Genomic DNA, 22508 nt, shown 5'->3' on the forward strand with positions numbered 1-22508 from the left:
GCCCCCGGGACCCGACGCGCGGCCCGACGGAGGAGGACGGATGGCGAAGCGGCAGAAGGTCACGGTCGACGGCCGGCAGCTGACGCTGAGCAACCTCGACAAGGTGCTCTACCCGTCCGCGGGGACCACGAAGGCCGAAGTCCTGACCTACCTCAGCACCATCGCGCTGGTGCTCGTCCCGCAGGCGGCCGGGCGCCCCGTCACGCGCAAGCACTGGCCGGACGGGGTCGGCACCGAGGCCGAGCCCCGGGCACCGTTCTTCCGCAAGGACCTCGAGGACTCCGCCCCCGGCTGGGTGCCGCGGGAGGACCTCGAGCACTCCGACCACACGAACACCTACCCGCTCATCGACGGGCCCTCAGTGCTCGCCTGGCTGGGGCAGGTCGCGGCCCTCGAGATCCACGTCCCGCAATGGCGGTTCGACGCGGACGGCGTCCCGCAGAATCCCGACCGGCTGGTGCTCGACCTCGACCCGGGCCCGGGGCTCGGACTCGCCGAGTGCGCCGAGGTCGCCCGCCTGTGCCGGGACATCCTCACCGACCTCGGTCTCGAGTCGGTGCCGGTGACCTCCGGGTCGAAGGGCATCCACCTCTACGCCGGGCTCGACGGCGCCTCGACCTCGGAGCAGGTGTCCGAGGTGGCCCACGAGCTCGCTCGGTCCCTCGAGGCCGATCACCCCGACCTCGTGGTGAGCCGGATGAAGAAGTCGCTGCGCCGCGGCAGGGTGCTCGTCGACTGGAGCCAGAACAATGCGAGCAAGACCACCGTCTGCCCCTACTCGCTGCGCGGCCGGGCCCGTCCGTTCGTCGCCGCGCCGCGCACCTGGGACGAGCTCGACGACCCGGGCCTGGCGCAGCTCGACCACCGCCAGGTGATGGACCGGGTGGCCGACGGCCTCGACCCGATGGCCGATCTCGGGCAGGGCCAGCGAGCGGACGGCTCGGCCGATGCGCTGGACGCCTACCGGGCCAGACGGGACGCCGCCCGGACGCCGGAGCCGGTGCCGGAGGCCGCACCGCACGGGTCCGCGCGGGGCGGCTCCAGGGGGACGGGCGAGGAGGAAGCCGGGCGGACGGCGGGCTCCGCGGGCACCGAGCCGATCTTCGTCATCCAGGAGCACCACGCCAGCCGCCTCCACTTCGACACCCGCTACGAGCGCGACGGGGTGCTCGTGTCCTGGGCGGTGCCCAAGGGCCCGCCCCTGGAGCCGGGCGTCAACCGGCTGGCGGTGCAGACGGAGGACCACCCGCTCGAGTACGCGCGCTTCGAGGGGAGGATCCCGAAGGGGGAATACGGCGCCGGTGAGGTGACGATCTGGGACTCGGGCACGATCGCCATCGAGAAGTGGCGGGCGGGCGAGGAGATCATCGCCGTGCTCGACGGGCGCCCGGACGGCGGGCTCGGGGGAGTGCCCCGACGCTACGTCCTCGTCCATACCGACGGCGACAGCTGGCTCATGCAGCTGATGAAGGACCAGCCGGCGGCCGCGGCACCCTTCACCGACGACCTCCCGGCCCCGATGCTCGCGACGGCGGGATCGCCGGCGGATCTCGACGCCGACGACGAATGGGCGTTCGAGGGGAAGTGGGACGGCTATCGGGCGATCGCCGGGGTCCGGGAGGACGGGGTCGAGCTCCGCAGCCGCAACGGCGTCGACCTGCTCCCCACCTTCCCCGAACTCGCCGCGCTCGCCGAGCTCGTGCCCGCCGGCACGGTGGTCGACGGTGAGATCGTCGCCCTCGACAGCAGCAGCCGGCCGAGCTTCGGGCTGCTCCAGACCCGCGGGAAGCTCACCCGTCCCCGCGATGTCGAGCGGGCGATGGAGGACACCCCGGCCCACCTCTTCGTCTTCGACCTCCTCCGCTCACCGGAGCACGGCAGTCTGCTCACCCGCCCGTACTCCGAACGCCGCGCACTCCTCGAGGAGCTGCTGGGCGGGGACGGGCGGTCGGGCAGCGACCGCATCCAGGTGCCCGTCGCCCTCGGCGTGCCGGTCGACGCCGCGATCGACATCAGTCGTGAGCTCGGCCTCGAGGGGATCGTCGCCAAGCGGACGGACGACCGCTACCTGCCCGGCCGGCGGTCCCGCGGCTGGATCAAGATCAAGCACGACGCCCACCAGGAGGCGGTCGTCATCGGATACCGGGCGGGGAAGGGGAGCCGCTCCTCGACCCTCGGCTCCCTGCTCCTCGCAGTGCCCGAGGACGGGGAGCTCGCCTACGCGGGGCGCGTCGGCAGCGGATTCGCCGAAGCCGAGCTCGCCGACCTGCGCGCACAGCTCGACCGGATCACGCGCAGGACCCCGGCTGTCGGCGATGTCCCCGCGGCGGACTCCCGCGATGCGACGTGGGTGAGCGCGAAGCTCGTCGGCGAGGTCGCGCACTCCGGCCGCACATCCGAGGGGCGGCTGCGACAGCCGATCTGGCGCGGGCTGCGCCCGGACAAGACCCCGGACGAGGTGCGCTGGGAGTCGCCGGTGGAATGACGGCCCGACCCGGCCGGTGCCCTGCCGGACCGCGCCTCAGACCGGCTCAGGAGTGCGATCGGCCGGCGCGCTGAGCGGGCGGACCGAGGCGCGGACCGCGACGACGAGGAGTACGGCGAGCCCGACGATGAGGAGGCCGTCGGCGGCGATGTAGAGGTAGTGCCAGGACGAGCCGCCGTCGTCGACGCCGGCGAGCACCATGTCCGTGCGCCGGTTGAGTAGCGGCCGGATGCCGGCGACCTTGATGAGCAGCACCGCGGTGAGCGCCCAGGTCAGTCCGCGCTGCACCGTGCCGACCCCGGCCCGCAGGGTCGCGAACAGGAGCACGAGGGCGAGGACGACCTCGACGGCGTTCATCGCGGTGAACACGAGCCTCCCGATCCCCAGGCCGAGCGGGATCGTGATGCCCGGCGCCTGGAACTTCAGCGGCGCCTCGAGCAGGGAGATGCCGATGAGCAGACCGAGCCAGATCGCCGGCAGGACGATCCGCAGCCCGGCGCCGAGGCGCGTGTCCGGACGGGCCGCCCACCCGCCTCGGGCCGGGGCTGCGGGGGAGTCGTGGAGGCGGGGGTCGGAGGTCATGCCCCGCAGTGTACGCCCGCCCGACTGGGCACCCCGCCGGCCGGCGCCTGCTCTCGCCCCGCAGCTCGCCCCACCCGGCCCGCCCTCTGCCGCTGGGGGCGCCCTCGACCGTAGACTGGCCCCATGCGTCTCTTCACCCACGCCGATGTGGCGACGTTCGACCCCGCGAACCCCACCGCACGCGCGATCCTCGAATCGCAGGGGAAGATCCTCGCGGTCGGCAGCGTCCGCGAGCTGCGCGATCTCGCGAGCGACACGGTGCGCGTCGAGGAGATCGACTGCCGCGGCACCACGATCATCCCCGGTCTCGTCGACGCGCACCTCCACGCCGGGATGTACGCCGACACCCTCGCCGACATCGACCTCCGCCGGGTCCGCTCCGAGCACGAGGCGATCGAGGCGGTCCGCGCCCACGCCCGCACCCTGCCCGAGGGCGTCTGGGTGACCGGCGGCCGCTGGGACTTCAACACCTGGGACCGGCCGGAGCAGCCCGACCGCACCCTCCTCGACGAGGCGTTCCCCGACCGGCCCGTGGCGCTCTGGACGATCGACTACCACACCCTGTGGTGCAACGGCGCGGCCCTGCGCGCCGCCGGGATCCACGACGACACCCCGAGCCCGCGCGGTGGGGAGATCGTCCGCGACGAGCACGGCCGCCCCACCGGCATCCTCCGCGAGGACGCCGCGACGCTCGTCGAGCGCATCATCCCCGTCCTCCCGCTCGAGGTCCGAGTCGACCGGCTGCGGAAGGCGCAGGACTCGTGGCTCGCCGAAGGCCTCACCGGCCTCCACGACATCGACGGCCAGGCCTCCCGGGAGACCTGGGAGGCGCTCCGCGCCGCCGGCGAGCAGCGGCTGCGCGTCGTCAAGTACCTGCGGCTCGAGGAGTTCGACTGGGCCAAGCGCACCGGCTGGCGCACCGGCCGCGGCGACGACTGGTACGTCCAGGGCGGCCTCAAGCTGTTCTCCGACGGGGCGCTCGGCTCCCACACGAGCTACATGTCCTCGCCGTTCCCGCACGCCGCGGGCGAGGAGCCCAACCACGGCATCCAGATCGCCACCGAGGACGTGCTCCGCGGCCAGATCGCCGAGGCGCTCGACCGCGGGATCTCGCTGGCGATCCACGCGATCGGCGACCAGGCCAACCACCACGTGCTGTCCGCCCTGGCCGCGAACACCGAGCGCACCGTGCGGGCCGAGCGGAGCTTCGGGCGGGTGTTCCGCCACCGCATCGAGCACGCCCAGTTCATCCAGCCCGCCGATGTCGCCCGCTTCGCCGAGCTCGGCGTCGTCGCCTCGATGCAGCCGCGCCACTGCATCTCCGACCTCCACCTCCTCGACCGGCTGCGGCCCGACGAGTCCCTGGCCGCCTACGCCTGGGGCGATCTCGCCGCGGCCGGCGCGACGGTGGCGTTCGGCTCCGACGGGCCCGTCGAGCCGGCGAATCCCTTCGCCGCGATCTACGCCGCGATGACCCGCGCCGACATCTCCGGCGACCCGGCCACGACCTTTCAGCCCGAGCGCCGGATCAGCGCCTACGCCGCGATCGAGGCGCACTCGGCGGGCGCGGCCTACGCCGCCGGCCTGGAGACGCGCACCGGTCGGATCAGCGCCGGGATGGCCGCGGACTTCCTCGTCCTCGACCACGATCTGCTGCGCGGGGACGGCTACGACGGGATGACCGGCGAGGCCGCCTCGGAGCAGGCACTGTTCGAACACGCCGCGCGGGTGCGCGACACCCGGCCGCTCATGACGGTCGTCGGCGGGCAGGTCGCCCACAGCCGCTGAACCGCGCCCGCGGTTCCCCCCGGCCGCAGCTCCTTCCGGCCGCCGGCTGCGGAGTGTGGGGGATATGCACGAGTGTGGGGGCGTCGATGCACCTACTCTCCGCCGATACCACCACAGTCCGCTCCCGGCCGGCTGAGCGGGTGCTCCCCAGCGGCGGCCGGTGCTCCGCAGCTCCTTCCGGCCGCCCGGCCGGGCCGCTATGATGGACCCCACAGTTGAATAAGCCGTGATGACACGTGTCGGGAGAGCCGTGCGGTCGATGATCCGGAATCCCCGCCCTGCGCAGCAGGCGCGCGGCCCCGGTCCGAGGCCCACCGCGGCGCCGTAGGTGCAATTCCCTCCCCGGGAAACTCTCAGGCCCAGTACCGATGCGTGCAGGCGACTCTGGAAGAGCCGCGCCGTGGTCTCCGCAGACCGCTGGCGCGAGGTGCTGACAGAACGGGGAGGACCACCGTGCCCGACCCTGTGTCCGTCTCCCCGACGTGCACACCACCGTGAGGACTTCCATGACTGCTGGTTCCCTGGACCGCACCTCGACCCTGGCCCACACCTCGGCCCCCGCCGGCGACACCGTGCGCCCCTTCTCCGACCGCCACATCGGCCCGCGCGCCCCGCAGGTCGAGGAGATGCTCGCGGCCATCGGATACGACTCTCTCGAGGCGCTCGCCGCCGAGGCCGTGCCGGCCACGATCACCGAGGACGGCCCGCTCGCGCTCGCCCCGGCCTTCACCGAGGCCGAGGTGCTCACCCGCCTCAAAGAGATCGCGGCGAAGAACGTGCGCCGCGTGCAGATGATCGGGCAGGGCTACTCCGACACCATCACCCCGGCCGTGATCCGCCGCAACGTCGTGGAGAACCCCGCCTGGTACACCGCCTACACCCCGTACCAGCCGGAGATCAGCCAGGGCCGGCTCGAGGCGCTGCTGAACTTCCAGAACGTCGTCCAGGACCTCACCGGCCTCGACATCGCCAACGCCTCCCTCCTCGACGAGGCGACCGCCGTCGCCGAGGCGGTCCTCCTCATGCGCCGGGCGAACAAGAAGGGCTCGGTCGTCGTCCTCGACTCCGAGACCCACCCGCAGACCATCGCCGTCGTCCGCGCCCGCGCCCGGGCAATGGACTTCGAGGTGCGGATCGCCGACCTGTCCCAGGGCCTCGCCGGCGAGGACGTGTTCGGCATCGTGTGCGCCCAGCCCGGCACCTCGGGCGCGGTGCGCTCCTTCGACGCCGCCGTCACCGGGGCGAAGGAGCGCGGCGCGCTGGTGACCTTCGCCGCCGACCTCCTCGCCCTCACCCTGCTGCAGGAGCCCGCCGCCCAGGGAGCGGACATCGCCGTCGGCTCCGCGCAGCGCTTCGGCGTGCCGCTGTTCTTCGGCGGGCCGCACGCCGGCTTCATGGCGGTGACCGAGAAGCTCAAGCGGATGCTGCCCGGCCGGCTCGTCGGCGTGTCCAAGGACGCCGACGGCAAGCCCGCGTACCGGCTCGCCCTGCAGACCCGCGAGCAGCACATCCGCCGCGAGAAGGCGACCTCGAACATCTGCACCGCGCAGGCGCTGCTCGCCGTGTGCGCGGCGATGTACGCCGTCTACCACGGCCCCACCGGGCTGACCCGGATCGCCTCGCGCATCCACCGCCTCGCCCACGCCTTCGCCCAGCAGGTCGCCGCGGCGCCGGACACGGCGGTCGTCACCGAGGCCTTCTTCGACACCGTCACGCTGTCCGTCCCGGACCCGGTGGCAGCCGTCGCCGCCGCGGAGGCGTCCGGCATCAACATCCGTCGCTTCGACGCCGACCACGTGAGCGTGTCCTTCGGCGAGCCCCACACCGTCGTCGACGCCAACGCCCTGCTCGCCGCGCTCGGCGCCCCGGGTCGGATCGACGAGGCGGAGTTCGACACCGCCGGTCAGGGCACCTTCGGCCCCGGCCACGTCGCCGCCCCGCAGCTGCCCGAACCGCTCGTGCGGACCTCGGAGTTCCTCACCCACCCGGTGTTCAACTCGCACGGCTCGGAGACGATGATGATGCGCTACCTGCGCACGCTCGCCGACCGCGACCTCGCGCTCGACCGGACGATGATCCCGCTCGGCTCGTGCACGATGAAGCTCAACGCCGCGGTGGAGATGGAGGCCATCACCTGGCCCGAGTTCGCCACCATCCACCCCTTCGCCCCGGAGTCCCAGACCGCCGGCTGGCGCGAGCTCATCGCCGAGCTCGAGGACATGCTCGTCGAGGTCACCGGCTACGACCGGGTGTCCCTGCAGCCGAACGCCGGCTCGCAGGGCGAGCTCGCCGGCCTGCTCGCGATCCGCGGCTACCACCTCGCCAACGGCGAGCCCGCGCGCCGCATGTGCCTGGTGCCGGCCTCCGCCCACGGCACGAACGCCGCCTCCGCGGTGCTCGCCGGTCTCGACGTCGCCGTCGTCAAGACCGCCGAGGACGGCTCGATCGACCTCGACGACCTCGACGCGAAGATCGAGAAGCACCGCGACACCCTCGCCGGCATCATGATCACCTACCCGTCCACGCACGGCGTGTTCGAGGCCGACGTGCGCACGGTGTGCGAGAAGATCCACGACGCCGGCGGCCAGGTGTACCTCGACGGCGCGAACCTCAACGCGCTGCTCGGCCTCGCGAAGCCGGGCAAATTCGGCGGCGACGTCTCCCACCTCAACCTCCATAAGACCTTCTGCATCCCGCACGGCGGCGGCGGCCCCGGGGTGGGCCCGGTGGCGGTGCGCGAGCACCTCGCCCCGTTCCTGCCCGGCGACCCCACCGACCCCGCGCTCGTCGCCGGGGACCCGGACACCGCGCACCTGCCGGTGAGCGCCTCGGTCCACGGCTCGGCCGGCGTGCTGCCGATCAGCTGGGCGTACCTGAAGCTCATGGGTCCCGACGGGCTGACCGAGGCGACGAAGACCGCGCTGCTCGGCGCGAACTACCTCGCCCGCGAGCTCGACGACTCCTTCCCGGTGCTCTACACCGGGGCGACCGGGCTCGTCGCTCACGAGTGCATCCTCGACCTGCGCGACATCACGGCGCGCACCGGGGTCACCGCCGAGGACGTCGCCAAGCGGCTCATCGACTACGGCTTCCACGCCCCCACGCTCGCCTTCCCGGTCGCCGGCACCCTCATGGTCGAGCCCACCGAGAGCGAGGACAAGGGCGAGCTCGACCGCTTCATCACCGCGATGCGCGCCATCCGCGCGGAGATCGACGCGATCGGCACCGACTACTCCTACGAGCAGTCACCGTTGAAGAACGCCCCCCACACCGCCACCTGCGTCATGGACGACTGGGACGCCGAGTACTCACGGAGGACGGCGGTGTTCCCGGTGCGCGGCCTCGAGCTCACGAAGTACTTCCCGCCGGTGCGCCGCATCGACGGGGCCTACGGCGACCGCAACCTCGTGTGCTCGTGCCCGCCGCCCGAGGCGTTCGAGACCGCCGAGGAGCCCGCCGGGTCCGCCGGTGCCGCGGACTCGGGTTCCGCGACCGAGGCGCCCGCGACGGAGGGCTCCGCGGGTGAGCCCGCCACCAGCCCGGCCGATGTCGACGACGCGGGCGGCAGCACCGACGTCGCCGGCAGGGCCGGCGGCTCCGCCGCCACCGATCAGCAGACCGAGGGAGACCAGCGATGAGTGCCGACACCACGCAGCAGGCCGGGAAGCCGACCGGCCCGCGGCAGACCCCGCTCCATTCCGTCCACTCGGCCCTGGGGGCGAGCTTCACCGACTTCGGCGGCTGGGACATGCCGCTCAAGTACGGCTCCGAGCTCGCCGAGCACCGGGCGGTGCGCGACGCGGCCGGGATCTTCGACCTCTCCCACATGGGCGAGGTGCGGGTGACCGGCGCGGAGGCCGCGGCGTTCCTCGACTTCGCGCTGCTCGCGACGTACTCGACGATGAAGGTCGGCAAGGCGAAGTACGGCGTCATCGTCGACGAGTCCGCCGGCATCATCGACGACCTCATCACCTACCGGATGGCCGATGAGGAGTACCTCGTCGTGCCCAACGCCTCGAACACCCCGGCCGTCGCGGCCGCGCTCGCCGAGCGCGCCGAGCAGTTCCGGAGCGCAGGCACCGCGGACGCGGGATCGGTCGACCTCGAGGTCCGCGACGAGTCGGGCGACACCGCGCTCATCGCGGTGCAGGGGCCGGCCGCCGAGGCGATCCTGCTCGCCACCCAGGACGACGCCGGTGCCCGAGCCGGCATCGAGGACCTGAAGTACTACGCGTGGGCGCCGCTCACCGTGTCCGGCATCGACGTCATGCTCGCCCGCACCGGCTACACCGGGGAGGACGGCTTCGAGCTCTACCTGCCGAACCCGCAGGCCGTCAGCCTGTGGGAGGCGCTCACCGCCGCTGGGGAGGGCCACGGCCTCGTGCCCGCCGGGCTCGCCGCCCGCGATTCGCTGCGCCTCGAGGCCGGGATGCCGCTGTACGGCAACGAGCTCAGCCGGCAGACCACGCCCATCGACGCCGGCCTGGGCCGGATGGTCACCGCCGCGCTGAAGAACAAGAGCGAGTTCTGGGCCCGGGCCGCGCTCGAACAGCTCGCCGGCACGGAACCCGCCCGCGTGCTCGCCGGACTCACCTCCGAGGGGCGCCGCGCCGCCCGCGCCGGAGCCGTCGTCTCCGTCGACGGGAGCGAGGTGGGGACCGTGACCTCGGGCCAGCCCTCGCCGACGCTCGGCCACCCGATCGCGCTGGCCTACCTCGACTCCGCTGCCGCGGAGCCGGGCACCGCGGTGAGCGTCGACATCCGCGGCAAGGCGAACGACTTCACCGTCACCGCCCTGCCGTTCTACTCCCGCAAACAGGACTGACGCACCGGCCGGCCCGTCCGCGGGCCGGCCGGGTCGCCGGATGTCACCGGCTCGCCGGCGGCATCCGACGGTCGGCACCCGCACCCATCGCAATCGCACCGCCGAGGCCGCCTCGGCATCCACGAAAGGACACACCATGGCAGATCTGCCCGAGCTCCCGCAGGACTTCTCCTACTCCGCCGAGCACGAGTGGGTGAACGCGAGCGCCGGCGCCGTCACCGGCTCCACCGTCAAGGTCGGCATCACCGCCGTCGCCGCCGACGAGCTCGGCGAGATCGTGTTCGTCGACCTGCCCGCCGTGGGCGACACGATCACCGCCGGTGAGACCTGCGGCGAGGTCGAGTCGACGAAGTCGGTCTCCGACCTCTACTCGCCGGTGACCGGTGAGGTCGTCGCGGTCAACGAGGCCGCCTCCGACGACCCCGGCATCATCAACTCCGACCCCTATGGCGAGGGCTGGCTGTTCGAGGTGGCCGTGTCCGCGGCCGGCGAGCTCATGGACGCCGCCGCCTACGCCGAAGCCACCACCTGATCCGGGGCCGTCCCATGGCGATCAGCGTCTTCGACCTCTTCACCGTCGGCATCGGCCCGTCGAGCTCCCACACCGTGGGGCCGATGCGGGCGGCCGCGAGCTTCGCCGAGCTCATCGGCGAGCGGGTCGATGAGGTGGCCTCCCTCGAGGTCGACGTCTTCGGCTCGCTCGCCGCGACCGGCCGCGGCCACGGCACCTTCGACGCGATCCTGCTCGGCCTCGAAGGGGTGCAGTCGGATCTCGTCGAGCCCGATGAGATCGTCGAGCGCACCGAGAGGATGCGCAGCACCGGGTGCATCCGGCTGGCCGATGCGAAGGAGATCGCCTTCGGGATCGACGACCTGCGGCAGCGCCCGCTGACGATCCTCGAGCGCCATCCCAATGCGCTCGAGCTCCGCGCGCTCGACGCCGGCGGCGAGGAGATCGCCCACGAGACCTACTACTCCGTGGGCGGCGGCTTCGTCGTGTCCGCCACCGAGGACGCCGCGCTCGCGGCGGGTGGCGAGGCCGGGGCCGGAGCCGATGCTCGGGGCGGGGACAGCGCTTCCGATCCGTCCGCCATGGCCCAGCCGGCCGATGGCACGAGCCCGGCGGGTACCTCGGCCGCGGGATCCGGTGAGGCGGGATCCGGTGAGGCGGGATCCGGTGAGGCAGGAGGCGTGCCGTTCCCGTTCGAGACCGCCGCGGAGCTCCTCGAGATCTGCCGCCGCGAGGACCTGCGGATCTGGGAGGTCATGCTCGCCAACGAGAAGGTGAGCCGGGACGAGGACGAGATCCGGCGCGGGCTGCTCCACATCTACTCGGTGATGGACCAGTGCACGATGAACTCGCTCGACCGCTCCGGCTACCTGCCCGGCGGGCTCAAGGTGCGCCGCCGTGCCCACGACTGGTTCCTCCGGCTTAAGGCCGAGGACCCGGGCAAGGACCCCAAGTACTACCAGGAGTGGGTCAACCTCATCGCGCTCGCGGTCAACGAGGAGAACGCCTCGGGCGGGCGCGTGGTCACCGCGCCGACGAACGGGGCGGCCGGGATCATCCCCGCCGTCCTCTACTACGCGCTCAACTACGTCACCGAGGTTGTCGAGGGCGGACAGGCGGCGCGCGCCGACGCGATCGTCCGCTTCCTCCTCACCGCCGGTGCGATCGGCGTGCTCTACAAGGAGCGCGCCTCGATCTCCGGGGCCGAGGTCGGCTGCCAGGGTGAGGTCGGATCCGCCTCGTCGATGGCCGCCGGCGGTCTCGCCGAGGTGCTCGGCTGCTCGGTGCAGCAGGTGGAGAACGCCGCGGAGATCGCGATGGAGCACAACCTCGGCCTGACCTGCGACCCGATCGCCGGGCTCGTCCAGGTGCCGTGCATCGAGCGCAATGCGATCGCCTCGGGCAAGGCGATCAACGCCGCGAAGATGGCGCTGTGGGGCGATGGCGAGCACCGGGTGTCGCTCGACGAGGTCATCGCGACGATGCGAGCGACCGGGGCGGACATGAGCGACAAGTACAAGGAGACCGCGCTCGGCGGGCTCGCCGTCAACGTCGTCGAGTGCTGAGCGGGGGGCGCCTGGCCGCTCCCGGTGCACTGCAGTGCGGATACCGGTGAGTATCCGCACTGCAGTGCACCCGGAACCGACGAACCGCACTGAAGTGGCGCCGGAACGGCTGGGATAGCCGGGGTCGAGGTGCGGGCCGGCATCACTCGGTGGGCCGGCCGGCCTGCCAGTAGCCCTTGGAGAACACCGAGCGGCGGGTGAGCGCCGTGCGCGTGAGCAGCAGCCTGCGGATCCGCGCGACCCCGCCGCCCTCACCGCACAGCCACGCGCTCGTGAAGTCCGGGGCGCCCGCCGTGCTGCCCTCACCTGATCTTGCACCCGGCTCCGTGCCGTGGTCCGCTCCCGTCGCGAGCGCTTCGGAGATGGCCCCCGCGAGCAGATCGCCGGGTCGTGCGGACCCGCGCACCACCCAGGTGATGTCGATCGACTCCGGCCGGTCGGCGACGGAGTCCATGCTGTCGACCTCGACGAAGGCGCGGACCCGCGCGGCGTCGGGTGTGCCGGCCAGCTCCTCGGCGATGTGGGCCAGCGCCGGCAGCGCGGTCTCGTCCGCGGCGAGCAGCTGGGGACCCTCGGCGGGACGGCGGTACCCCGCCGAGCCCTCCTTGAGACCGACCTCGTCCCCGGGACGCGCCCGCAGTGCCCAGGCCGACCCCGGGCCTGCGTCCCCGTGCGTGACGACGTCGACGTCGATCTCCCCGCGCCCCGGCCGGTGCCGCCGCACGGTGTAGCAGCGGACGTCGGGTCGGATGTCTTCCGGGAGGTCGCGGACTGCGCGGGCGACCTGGAGGACCTCGGGAGCCGGCAGCGCGAGCGCGACCCCGGGGCGCGGCAGGATGAGTGCGAAGTACTCGTCGGGTCCGACGGGGACGAAGGTGCGCAGCGACTCCGCGGCCAGGGTGATCCGTCGGACGCGCGGGGCGACCTCGACGTTCGCCGTGACGGTGAGCCGGTGGAGGACGTACTCCTCGCGCGGCGGGGCGATCGCCATGAAGCGGCCGTAGACCGCGGTCGCTGCAGACAGGAGCGTCGAGCTCACGGTCCTCGGCGGGGGTGTCATCGCGGCGGGCTCCTCTGTGTTCGGCGGCACCCGGGATCGGGTTTCCGGAAATTAGGTTACACGAACATGCTCAAATGAGGTTAGCCTTATCGCATGACCATGCATGCCCCGTCCGCCGCGCCGACCGCGGCCGGCGGCCTCCCCATCCCGCCGCTGCGCACGAGCGTCCCGCTCCTCGGTAGCCTCTACACCGCCCAGTACGTCGGTGTCGGATTCATCTACTTCGGCCTCGTCGCGATCCTGCGGCGGCAGGGGATCGAGCTCGCGCAGCTCGCCGCGTTCCAGCTCATCGGCGCGGTGTGGGCGCTCAAGTTCCTCTGGGCGCCGCTCGTCGACGCTGTCGGACGCACCCGCACGGGGCACTACCGGAACTGGATCCTCGTCGTCCAGCCGCTGCTCGCGCTCAGCGTCCTCGCACTGCTCCTCATCCGCGAGCCCGCCACGCAGCTCGGGGCGCTCGGACTCATCATCGGCGCCTACGCATTCCTCAGCGCCACCCAGGACATCGCCGCAGACGCCCTCGCCGTGCGGATCGTCGACGCCCGCCACCGCGGGGTCGCCAACGGACTCGCCGGGGCGGGGTCGTGGCTCGGCAACATCCTCGGCGGCGGGCTCGTCGTCGTCATGTACGACGCGATCGGCTGGACGGCCGCGGTCGTCACGCTCACCGTGCTCACCCTCCTCCCGCTCGTCCTCGTGCTCCGGTTCGCGGAGCCTCTGCCGCGGGGGGCCGGGGTCCTGCCCCGTTCGGCGAGCTCCCACCCGCACTCCGCCGGGGCACCGGCCGGGTTCGCCGGCGCCGCCCACGGTCTGCGCGCCTCCGTGCGGGCGATGCGCTCGCTCTTCGCCCAGTCGGGCTGCCGCTTCTGGGCGCTCGCGGCGATGCCCGCCTTCCTCTGTGGGGTGACCGCGGCCTACGGCCTGCTCACCGTCGCGCTCGTCGACGCCGGCTGGTCACTCACCGCGATCGGCGTGCTCATGGGGATCGTGCTCGGCTTCCCCGCGATCGCCGCCTCGCTCGGCAGCGGGTGGCTCCTCGCCCGGTTCGGCCGCCGCACCATGATCCTCGCCACCGGAATCGCCGCCGCCGCTGCGACCCTCGGCCTGCTGCCGCTCATGGGCGGGGACGGTTCCCGGCTGGCCGTGGTCGCCGGGGTGTGCCTGTACGTCGCGGCGATGGCGGCGGCATCGACCGTCGTGTACACGGTGAACATGGACTACTCGCGGGTCGAATCCGCCGGCGTCGACTTCACCCTGCTCGCCTCGACCGCGATCCTCTTCAGCTATGTGTCCGGGGCGCTCATGACCTGGCTCGCCGGCAGCCTCGGGTACGTCCTCGTCACCGTCATCGCCAGCGGGCTCGCGCTCCTCGGCACCGGGCTCGCCGCCCTCCACGCCCAGCGGCACGGCGTGCGGGCCTTCGCTGCTGAGGAACGGGCACACTGAGCGCAGCGCGGCCGATCGAGCCCGGAATCGGGGTCTTCCCGGGTCACTGCAGTGCGGATACCGGTGAGTATCCGCACTGCAGTGCACCCGGAACCGAGGAACCGCACTGGGGTGGCGCCGGAACGCCCCGGATAGCCGGGGCCGAGGTGCGGGCCGCGGCACTATCCCTCCGGCTCGTCCCCGGCACCGGCCTCAGCGGAGGGTGAAGCCGGGGACCAGGGGGTCGGCGGGGTCGACGGTGAAGGTGTGCTCCCCGGTCCGGTGGGCGCTGCCGGTGACCTCGGGCACGATCGCCGGGAGCCCGTGCGCGTGCGTCTGCTCGAGGATGCGGCCGACGAACCGCGTGCCGACGATCGATTCGTGGACGAGCCGGGTGCCTGGGCGGAGCACGCCCTCGGCGGCGAGGGTCGCCATCCGTGCCGCGGTCCCCGAGCCGCACGGCGAGCGGTCCACCTGGCCGTCGGCGAACACCGTGACGTTGCGCTGCACCGGGCTGCCGTCGTCTTCGAACCCCAGGTGCTCGACGAAGATCACCCCGTAGATGCCGCTGAGCCGCGCGTCCTCCGGGTGCTGAGCGAGCTCCGTGCCGTCGAGCGCGGCCTTGATCTCCCGGCCGAGTGCGATGGACTCGGGCAGGTTCTCGGGGACCACAAGGAGCCCGAACGCGGTCGCGTCGACGCTCGCATAGAGCGCGCCGCTGCTGCTGATCGACACCGGCACCGTGCCGGCACCCGTGTGCACTTCGACGCCGGAGTGGAGGTGGACGCTCGGCACGTTGACGAACGCCGCCGAGGCGACCCGCCCCTCGGCATCGGTGCTCACCCGGGCGGTGACCCGGCCGGACGGGACATCGATGACGACGTCGGTGGTGCCGCCCGCTCCCACGGGCACCCGGCCGGTCTCCACCGCCCAGGTCCCGAGCGCGATCGTCCCGTGCCCGCAAGCGGTCGAGAACCCGTCCGCGTGCCAGAACAGCACGCCGAAGTGCGCGCCCGGGTCATCGGGTGCGGTGATGAAGCCGCCGTACATGTCGGCGTGGCCGCGCGGCTCCGAGCACAGCAGCCGGCGCAGCCCGTCGACCGCGGGGTCCGCCATCGCCTCGAGCCGCTTGTCCGCGACGGTGGGGGCGGAGAGGGGCGGGGTCTCCGTGACGATCCGGAACGGCTCCCCGGCCGTGTGGTAGTCGGTGGTGCGGATCGGTTCGGAAAGGGCGGGGTTCGGCACGTCGGTGTGCTCCTCTGCGGCGGTGGGTGGCGAGCGGATGCGTTCTCCGGCTCCACCCCGATTGTTGCAGGCGCGGGGCGCGCACCGTGACCGACGGAACTGTGGAGCCCCCTGTTCACAATACCCCTAGGGGGTATAAGATCGAAGGGCGAAGTCACCCGACACGATCGAGGAGTTCACATGAGTTCTTCGGACGCCCGTCACCAGGACGCCCACGCCGCGCACGAGGAGCATTCCGACCGTCACGGCCATCCCAGTCGCGGCCATTCCGGCCACGGCCAGCCCGGTCACAGCGGCCACTCCGACCACGGCGGCCACTCGGGCCACGGCGGTGGACACGGGGATCACGCCGCCATGTTCAGGAGCCGGTTCTGGCTGAGCCTGGTGCTGGCTCTCCCCGTCATGGCCTTCAGCCCGATGTTCGTCGGGTTCTTCGGCCTGTCCGTGCCCGAGTTCCCCGGCGCCCACTGGGTCGCCCCGGTGCTCGGCACGGTGATCTACCTCTACGGCGGGATGCCCTTCCTGACCGGCGGGATCTCCGAGCTCCGGTCCCGCAGGCCCGGGATGATGCTCCTCATCGCGATGGCGATCACCGTCGCCTTCGTCGCCTCGTGGATCACCAGCCTCGGGGTCGGCGGCTTCCAGCTCGACTTCTGGTGGGAGCTCGCCCTGCTCGTCGTCATCATGCTGCTCGGCCACTGGATGGAGATGCGGGCACTCGGGGCGGCATCGGGCGCACTCGATGCGCTCGCCGAGCTCCTGCCCGACGACGCCGAGAAGGTCGTCGACGGCGGGACCGTCACCGTGTCCGTCGCCGAGCTCGCCGCCGGTGACATTGTCCTCGTGCGCTCCGGTGGGCGCGTCCCGGCCGACGGCCGGATCGTCGACGGCCATGCCGAGTTCGATGAATCGATGATCACCGGAGAATCCAGGACCGTGCCGCGCGCCGCGGGGGACACCGTCGTCGCCGGCACCGTCGCGGTCGACGACTCCGTGCGCATCGAAGTCGAGGCGACCGGGGACGACACCGCGCTCGCCGGGATCCAGCGGCTCGTCTCCGAGGCGCAGGACTCCTCCTCCCGCGCCCAGGCGCTCGCCGACCGGGCGGCCGCGCTGCTGTTCTGGTTCGCGCTCGGCGCCGGGATCATCACCTTCCTCGTCTGGCTGCTCATCGGCTTCCCGGACGAGGCGGTCGTCCGCACGGTCACCGTGCTCGTCATCGCCTGCCCGCACGCCCTCGGCCTCGCCATCCCGCTCGTCATCGCGATCTCGACCGAGCGCGCCGCGAGCGCCGGGGTGCTCATCAAGGACCGGATCGCCCTCGAGCGGATGCGGTCGATCGACACCGTGCTGTTCGACAAGACCGGCACCCTGACCCGGGGTGCGCACACCGTGGCGGCGGTCGCCTCCGTCGACGGCCTCGACGACGGGCGGGTCCTCGCCCTGGCCGCCGCGGCCGAGGCGCGCAGCGAGCACCCGGTCGCCCGCGCCATCACCGCCGCGGCCGCCGAATACGACGATGCCGCCGGGCTCCCGCTGACCGGGAGCGACTTCTCGTCGGCTGCAGGGCGCGGGGTCCGTGCCCAGGTCGACGGGACCGAGGTCGCGGTCGGGGGACCGAACCTGCTCGAGGAGATGTCACTCGAGTCGCCGTCGGAGCTCGCCGACCGGATCGAGGAGTGGACCGGGCGCGGAGCGAGCATCGTCCACGTCATCGCCGACGACCGCGTCATCGGCGCCGTCGCCCTCGAGGACGCCGTCCGGCCCGAATCGCAGGCCGCGGTGAAGGCGCTCCGGGACCGTGGGGTCCAGGTCGCGCTCATCACCGGCGACGCCCGACAGGTCGCCGAGGCCGTCGGCCGGGAACTCGGCATCGACGAGGTGTTCGCCGACGTCCTCCCGCACGACAAGGATTCCGCAGTGGCGGATCTCCAGGGCCGGGGGCGGTCCGTCGCCATGGTCGGCGACGGGGTCAATGATGCGCCGGCGCTCGCCCGCGCCGACGTCGGGATCGCGATCGGTGCCGGAACCGACGTCGCGATGGAGTCCGCGGGCGTGGTGCTCGCGGGCAACGACCCGCGGGCCGTGCTCTCGATGATCGATCTGTCCCGCGCGAGCTACCGGAAGATGATGCAGAACCTCGTGTGGGCCGCCGGCTACAACGTGCTCGCCGTCCCGCTCGCCGCCGGTGTCCTCGCGCCCCTCGGCTTCGTGCTCTCCCCGGCCGTCGGTGCGATCCTCATGTCGCTCTCGACGATCATCGTCGCCCTCAACGCGCAGCTGCTGCGCCGGACCGAGCTCGATCCGCAGAACCTCGCGCCGACCGCCGAGCAGGACGATGCCTCACGCCGGGAGACCGCGGGGGCTGCGGAGCGCGGATGAGCAGCCGAGCGTGCTCCGGCGCCTCGGCGTGCGCGGTCGCGCTCCGTCGCTCTCCTCGTCAGCGGCTCAGAAGGTCTTGGCGTCGATGACGAACCGGTAGCGCACGGCGGAATCGACCACCCGGTCGTAGGCGTCGTTGATGGCGTCCGCGTCGATGAGCTCGATCTCCGCGGTGATCCCGTGCTCGGCGCAGAAGTCGATCATCTCCTGCGTCTCGCGGATGCCGCCGATGTTCGAGCCGGCGACCGTGTGCCGACCGCCGATGAGCAGTCCCGGCTGCACCGACAGGGGCGCCGGCGGCAGGCCGAGGAGGACGAAGGCGCCCTCGGGGCGGAGCATCTTGAGGTAGGTGTCGGTGTCGAGCGGGACGGAGACGGTGTTGAGGATGAGGTCGAACTCGCCCCGGTGGGCGCGGTGGAAGCCGTCCTCGGCGGTGGAGACGTAGTCCGCTGCACCGAACCGGCGGCCGTCGTCCTCCTTCGCCAGTGAGTGCGAGAACACCGTCACCCGGGCGCCCATCGCCGCGGCGAGCTTGACCGCGACGTGCCCGAGCCCGCCGAGGCCGACGACGGCGACGTGCGAGCCGGGCCCGGCCTGCCACTTGCGCAGCGGCGAGTAGGTGGTGATGCCGGCGCACAGCAGCGGGGTCGCCGCGGCCGGGTCGAGGGACTCGGGGATGCGGATGAGGAAGCGGCGACTGACGGGGATGTGGGTGGCATAGCCGCCCTGCGTCACCGAGCCGTCGACCCGGTCGGTGCTGTTGTACGTGCCCACGGAGCCGGTCTCGCAGTAGTGCTCGTTGCCCGCCGCGCACTGCGCGCACTCGCCGCAGGAGTCGACGAGGCAGCCCACACCCACCCGGTCGCCGAGCGCGAAGTCGGTGACCGCGGAGCCGAGCTCGGAGATCCGGCCGACGATCTCGTGGCCGGGCGTCATCGGGTAGCGGCACCCGCCCCACTCGTCCCGCACCGTGTGGATGTCGGAGTGGCAGATTCCGGCGAACTCGATCTCGATCATCACGTCGTCGGCCCGCAGCTCGCGCCGGTCGAGGGTGCCCTTGGTCAGGGGCTGGTCGGGGGCGGTGGCCTGGTAGCACGCAACAGCAGTCATGCGCAGAAGTCTATGCTTCACCCCGGGGCTTGTGCTCCGGGTCACTCAAAGGTATGTTGGGCAAGCCTTTGAAGATCGAGACCTGAGCAGGACGATCGTCCTGGTGAGACAGGTCGAGCCGGCGCGGGCACCGGCGCCGCGGGGCGCCTCGGGTGCGGTGCGCGGGCCGACCGCAGAGCGAGGAGAACGCACGTGGCCGAGTTGAAGAAGTCCCTGGGAGTGTTCCAGCTCCTCGCCTTCGGGGTCGCCGGAGTGGTGGGGTCGAGCTGGATCTACACGAACTCGACGCTGTTCGACTCCTACGGCTCCGGCGGCGTGGTGTTCGGCCTGGCGATCGGCGTCCTGCTCGCGACCTGCGTGGCGCTCGCCTACTCGGAGCTCACGACCGCGTTCCCGCGCGCCGGCGGCGAGGTCGTCTACTCCTACACCTCGATGGGCCGCGGGCCGGCGTTCTTCACCGGCTGGATGCTGCTCGGCGCCTACGTGTCCTCGCTCGCGTTCTACGTCACCGCGTTCGGGTACCTGCTCGGCAACTTCTTCCCCGTGTTCAACACGATCCCGCTCTACACGATCAACGGGGAGACGGTGTACCTCCCCGTCCTCCTCGTCGGCGTCGTGCTCACCGTGCTGTTCTTCGCGCTCAACTGGTTCGGCATCGAGGTCGGGGCGCAGGTGCAGCTCGCGCTGTTCGTCGCGATCATCGTCATCGGCGCCGCGCTCGTCGTCGTCGGCTTCACCACCGGCTCGCCGGACAACTTCTTCCCCGCCTACCACCCGGAGAACTCGGCGATCGCCGACACGCTGCGCTTCGTGGTCCCGAGCATGACCTTCCTCGCCGGCTTCGGCCTCGTCGCGGTGCTCGCCGAGGACGCCCGGATCTCCGCCCGAAAGATCGGCCGCACGGTCGTCATCACCGTGCTCGGCGCCGGCGGCTTCTACTGCCTCGTGCTCGCCGCCACCGCCTGGGTGCACCCATGGGAGGAGATCGCCGCTATGGACCTCGGCACGGTCTCCGCCTTCGACGCCGCCGGCTTCCCGCTGCTCGGGATCGGCGCGTACCTCATCGCCTTCCTCGGCCTGCTCACGAGCTTCCTCGGCCTGTTCGTCGCGAGCTCGCGGATCCTCGTCGCGATGGGCCGGGCGAACCTCCTGCCCGCGCAGCTCGCCGCGATCCACCCGAAGCGCCGCATCCCGCACATCAGCCTGATCTTCACCGCCGCCGTCACCCTGGGCCTCGGCTGGCTGGGCCCGGGCGCGGTCGTGTGGTTCCTCGACACCGGCGGCGTGTACCTCGGCATCGTGTGGTGCATGGTCGTGATCGCGAAGTACCTCCTGCCGCGCCGCTATCCCGAGCTCGAGCGCCCCTACGTGTCGCGCCTGTGGTTCCTGCCCGCGGTCGGCGCGATCGGCGCGCTGCTCGTCATCGTCTGGGCGATCGTGCCCGGTACCGGCGCCTCGCTCGTGTGGCCGGCGGAGTACATCATCCTCGGCGTGTGGATGGTGCTCGGCATCGTCCTCTACGCCGTGTCCCGCGCCAAGCCGCGCACCGAGGCGCTCCGCGCGCTGCTCGGCGACTCCTACGAGCACCTCCACCGCCACGAGGTCGAGGCGCAGCGACGGGAGTCGGAGTGAACGCGGGGGAGGGCCTGACCGCAGCCGAGGCGGCCGGCGCCGTGCCCGGTGACGGTCCGCTGGCCGGCGCGGGAGCAGGTGCCGAGGCGCGGGCGCGGGCCGCCGTGCGCGCCCACCTCGCCGAGGCGTTCGCCGCGCATCCGGCGCCCGAGGTTGCCTGGGGGCTCGTGCTCGACGGCCGGCTGGTCGACGGGGAGAACCTCGACCGGGCGTTCCGCATCGCCTCGATGACGAAGTCCTTCACCGCGGCCGCGGTGCTGGGGATCCGGTACGGGGCGATCCCCGCCCACCGGCGCCTCGACCTCGACGATCCGATTGCCGAGTTCGTGCCGGAGGCGAGTGCCCCGATCCGGGCGATCACCGTCCGCGACGCGCTGACCATGGCCGGCGGCCTGCCCACCGACGACCCCTGGGCGGACCGGCTCGAGGCGATGACCGCAGCAGAATTCAGCGAGCTCGTCACCCGGTCGCCGCTGCGGCGGTTCGCCGCCGGTACCGGGTACGAGTACTCGAACCTCGGGTACGCGCTGCTCGGGCGGGTCATCGAGGAGGTGACGGGCCGGCCCTACACCGAGGTCGTCGCCGAGGAGATCCTCAGGCCGCTGGGCCTGGAATCGTCTGGGTTCGACGTCGCCGCGCTCCCTCCGGCGGCGGTCGTGCCCGGATTCCGACGGACTGCGGACGGCGGCCTCGAGGATCTCGTCCCGACGCGGCCCGGCGCCTTCTCCGCGATCGGCGGACTGTGGTCGACGGTGCCGGACATCGCGGCCTGGATCGGCAGGCTGCTCGATGCGAGCGCGCCCGTGACCGCCGCAGGTCCTGCGAAGGAGTCGGGCGATGGCGCGGGAGCCGACCCGTGGGCGCGCCCCCTGCGCGACATCCAGCAGCCGCAGCGCTTCATCGGGATCGATGCGTCCGCCGGGGGGCCGTCGGCGAACTCCTACGGCTGCGGCCTCCACTCCTCGACCGACCCGGTGTTCGGCGAGTTCGTCCACCACTCCGGCGGGTACCCCGGCTTCGGCTCGCACATGCGCTGGCACCCGGCCACGCGCTCCGCCGTCATCGTGTTCGGCGATATCACGTACTTCCCGGCCCGCACGATCGCCACCGGCGCCGCCGAGGCGTGCGTCACCGCACTCGGCTGCGACCGCGACCCTGCCGGGCAGCCGGGAGCAGCAGTGTCCGCCGCAACGGAGGCCGGTGCCGAGACGGGGGAGAGCACCGAGCCGGCGGTGACCGCCGAGGCCGAGGAGCAGCGGGCAGCGGCACCCACGGGCGAGCGGCCGGCGCCATCGAGCGAGCCGCTCGTCGATCGTCTCGGCGTCGAGCTGCCGGTCGCCGCGGAGTCCCGCCGAGTCGCGGAGCGGGTCGAGCGGCTCCTCCGGGCCTGGGACGACGCCGAGGCGGATGCGCTGTTCAGCCCGAACATGGACCTGGACGTGCCGCGGGCGGAGCGCCGCGCGGTCCTCGACGCCGTGCTCGCCGCCACGGGCGAGGCCGGCGCCGAGGTGGGCGGTCCGGAGGCGGGTGGTTCCGACTCAGCCGGATCCGGCTCAGGCACCGCCGATGCAGCGGGGGATCCCCCGGCCGTGCCGGACACGGCGACCCAGCACAGGCACGGTGCCGGAGAGGGCGCCTCGGCGGGGGTGCCGGATGTGGTGTGGCGGAGCCCCACCCGGGCGCGCTGGACGGTGCATGGACCAGATGCAACCCGCACGGTCGCTCTCGAGCTCAACCCCTTCGGGCAGGTGCAGAAGCTCACGGTCGAGGCGCAGGGCGGGGCCGCGCAGCCGGCACTGCACCGGTGAGAGACGGTCAGCGGCGGCTGCGCTGAGCCATCGAGCCGTCAGGTGTGCTCGCGCCCTTCCGTCGACCTGTCACTCCGGCTCGATCTCAGC

The 22508-nt window shown here is 72.6% G+C and carries 14 protein-coding genes and 1 riboswitch; of the genes, 10 read left to right on the forward strand and 4 right to left on the reverse strand.

The window, feature by feature from the left end; all coding sequences use genetic code 11:
• Nucleotides 1–40 precede the first annotated feature (40 nt).
• Complete coding sequence (locus tag AB0I45_RS09805) at nt 41–2485, forward strand: ATP-dependent DNA ligase (protein ID WP_295689199.1); 2445 nt, start codon at nt 41–43, stop codon at nt 2483–2485.
• A 36-nt stretch (nt 2486–2521) separates the two neighbouring features.
• Here AB0I45_RS09805 and AB0I45_RS09810 read toward each other — a convergent pair whose 3' ends face one another.
• Nucleotides 2522–3067 carry a hypothetical protein gene (locus AB0I45_RS09810; protein ID WP_295689197.1) on the reverse strand — a complete coding sequence of 182 codons (546 nt, stop codon included), beginning with the start codon at nt 3065–3067 and terminating at the stop codon, nt 2522–2524.
• Nucleotides 3068–3190: 123 nt separating this feature from the next.
• Here AB0I45_RS09810 and AB0I45_RS09815 point away from each other — a divergent pair, with 123 nt between their 5' ends.
• The 5 genes from AB0I45_RS09815 (at nt 3191) to AB0I45_RS09835 (ending at nt 11756) form a co-directional block, all read left to right on the forward strand.
• The gene (locus tag AB0I45_RS09815) at nt 3191–4855 is read left to right on the forward strand and encodes an amidohydrolase (protein WP_295690793.1); all 1665 of its coding nucleotides are present in this window, start codon (nt 3191–3193) and stop codon (nt 4853–4855) included.
• Nucleotides 4856–5085: 230 nt separating this feature from the next.
• Nucleotides 5086–5233, forward strand: a riboswitch (glycine riboswitch).
• A 128-nt stretch (nt 5234–5361) separates the two neighbouring features.
• A complete protein-coding gene (gene gcvP, locus AB0I45_RS09820) occupies nt 5362–8493 on the forward strand; it encodes an aminomethyl-transferring glycine dehydrogenase (RefSeq protein WP_295690795.1) in 3132 nt (1043 codons plus the stop codon).
• A complete protein-coding gene (gene gcvT, locus AB0I45_RS09825) occupies nt 8490–9680 on the forward strand; it encodes a glycine cleavage system aminomethyltransferase GcvT (protein WP_265808996.1) in 1191 nt (396 codons plus the stop codon). The genes gcvP and gcvT overlap by 4 nt, the downstream gene beginning before the upstream one ends.
• Before the next feature lie 136 nt (nt 9681–9816).
• Nucleotides 9817–10212: a glycine cleavage system protein GcvH gene (gcvH, locus tag AB0I45_RS09830; protein ID WP_247618412.1), complete on the forward strand. Its 396-nt coding sequence runs from the start codon at nt 9817–9819 to the stop codon at nt 10210–10212.
• Between the two features lie 14 nt (nt 10213–10226).
• Nucleotides 10227–11756, forward strand: coding sequence for an L-serine ammonia-lyase (locus AB0I45_RS09835; RefSeq protein WP_265808995.1), 1530 nt, complete (start codon nt 10227–10229; stop codon nt 11754–11756).
• A 142-nt stretch (nt 11757–11898) separates the two neighbouring features.
• Here AB0I45_RS09835 and AB0I45_RS09840 read toward each other — a convergent pair whose 3' ends face one another.
• Nucleotides 11899–12816 (reverse strand): siderophore-interacting protein, encoded by a 918-nt coding sequence (locus tag AB0I45_RS09840; RefSeq protein WP_247618414.1) that lies wholly within the window; start codon nt 12814–12816, stop codon nt 11899–11901.
• A 93-nt stretch (nt 12817–12909) separates the two neighbouring features.
• Here AB0I45_RS09840 and AB0I45_RS09845 point away from each other — a divergent pair, with 93 nt between their 5' ends.
• Nucleotides 12910–14262: an MFS transporter gene (locus AB0I45_RS09845; RefSeq protein WP_247618415.1), complete on the forward strand. Its 1353-nt coding sequence runs from the start codon at nt 12910–12912 to the stop codon at nt 14260–14262.
• Between the two features lie 192 nt (nt 14263–14454).
• Here AB0I45_RS09845 and AB0I45_RS09850 read toward each other — a convergent pair whose 3' ends face one another.
• Complete coding sequence (locus AB0I45_RS09850; RefSeq protein WP_295689860.1) at nt 14455–15486, reverse strand: proline racemase family protein; 1032 nt, start codon at nt 15484–15486, stop codon at nt 14455–14457.
• A gap of 180 nt (nt 15487–15666) precedes the next feature.
• On the opposite strand from AB0I45_RS09850, the gene AB0I45_RS09855 reads away from it, so the two are divergent.
• The gene (locus tag AB0I45_RS09855; protein WP_295689861.1) at nt 15667–17868 is read left to right on the forward strand and encodes a heavy metal translocating P-type ATPase; all 2202 of its coding nucleotides are present in this window, start codon (nt 15667–15669) and stop codon (nt 17866–17868) included.
• Nucleotides 17869–17934: 66 nt separating this feature from the next.
• Here AB0I45_RS09855 and AB0I45_RS09860 read toward each other — a convergent pair whose 3' ends face one another.
• A complete protein-coding gene (locus AB0I45_RS09860) occupies nt 17935–18978 on the reverse strand; it encodes an NAD(P)-dependent alcohol dehydrogenase (RefSeq protein WP_295689863.1) in 1044 nt (347 codons plus the stop codon).
• 192 nt (nt 18979–19170) lie between these two features.
• Between AB0I45_RS09860 and AB0I45_RS09865 the strand changes: the two genes are divergently transcribed.
• A complete protein-coding gene (locus tag AB0I45_RS09865; protein WP_137318331.1) occupies nt 19171–20610 on the forward strand; it encodes an APC family permease in 1440 nt (479 codons plus the stop codon).
• Complete coding sequence (locus tag AB0I45_RS09870; RefSeq protein WP_295689867.1) at nt 20607–22418, forward strand: serine hydrolase domain-containing protein; 1812 nt, start codon at nt 20607–20609, stop codon at nt 22416–22418. The genes AB0I45_RS09865 and AB0I45_RS09870 overlap by 4 nt, the downstream gene beginning before the upstream one ends.
• Nucleotides 22419–22508 lie beyond the last annotated feature (90 nt).

The sequence above is a fragment of the Brevibacterium sp. NPDC049920 genome, from assembly GCF_040656435.1.
Classification (GTDB): domain Bacteria; phylum Actinomycetota; class Actinomycetes; order Actinomycetales; family Brevibacteriaceae; genus Brevibacterium; species Brevibacterium pityocampae.

What these genes read in the sequence shown, in the direction of transcription:
- AB0I45_RS09855 (WP_295689861.1), top strand. Translation starts at nt 15,667, where the DNA reads ATGAGTTCTTCGGACGCCCGTCACCAGGACGCCCACGCCGCGCACGAG.
- AB0I45_RS09840 (WP_247618414.1), bottom strand. Translation starts at nt 12,816, where the DNA reads ATGACACCCCCGCCGAGGACCGTGAGCTCGACGCTCCTGTCTGCAGCG.
- AB0I45_RS09810 (WP_295689197.1), bottom strand. Translation starts at nt 3,067, where the DNA reads ATGACCTCCGACCCCCGCCTCCACGACTCCCCCGCAGCCCCGGCCCGA.
- AB0I45_RS09815 (WP_295690793.1), top strand. Translation starts at nt 3,191, where the DNA reads ATGCGTCTCTTCACCCACGCCGATGTGGCGACGTTCGACCCCGCGAAC.
- AB0I45_RS09835 (WP_265808995.1), top strand. Translation starts at nt 10,227, where the DNA reads ATGGCGATCAGCGTCTTCGACCTCTTCACCGTCGGCATCGGCCCGTCG.
- gcvH (WP_247618412.1), top strand. Translation starts at nt 9,817, where the DNA reads ATGGCAGATCTGCCCGAGCTCCCGCAGGACTTCTCCTACTCCGCCGAG.
- gcvT (WP_265808996.1), top strand. Translation starts at nt 8,490, where the DNA reads ATGAGTGCCGACACCACGCAGCAGGCCGGGAAGCCGACCGGCCCGCGG.
- AB0I45_RS09845 (WP_247618415.1), top strand. Translation starts at nt 12,910, where the DNA reads ATGACCATGCATGCCCCGTCCGCCGCGCCGACCGCGGCCGGCGGCCTC.
- AB0I45_RS09860 (WP_295689863.1), bottom strand. Translation starts at nt 18,978, where the DNA reads ATGACTGCTGTTGCGTGCTACCAGGCCACCGCCCCCGACCAGCCCCTG.
- AB0I45_RS09805 (WP_295689199.1), top strand. Translation starts at nt 41, where the DNA reads ATGGCGAAGCGGCAGAAGGTCACGGTCGACGGCCGGCAGCTGACGCTG.
- gcvP (WP_295690795.1), top strand. Translation starts at nt 5,362, where the DNA reads ATGACTGCTGGTTCCCTGGACCGCACCTCGACCCTGGCCCACACCTCG.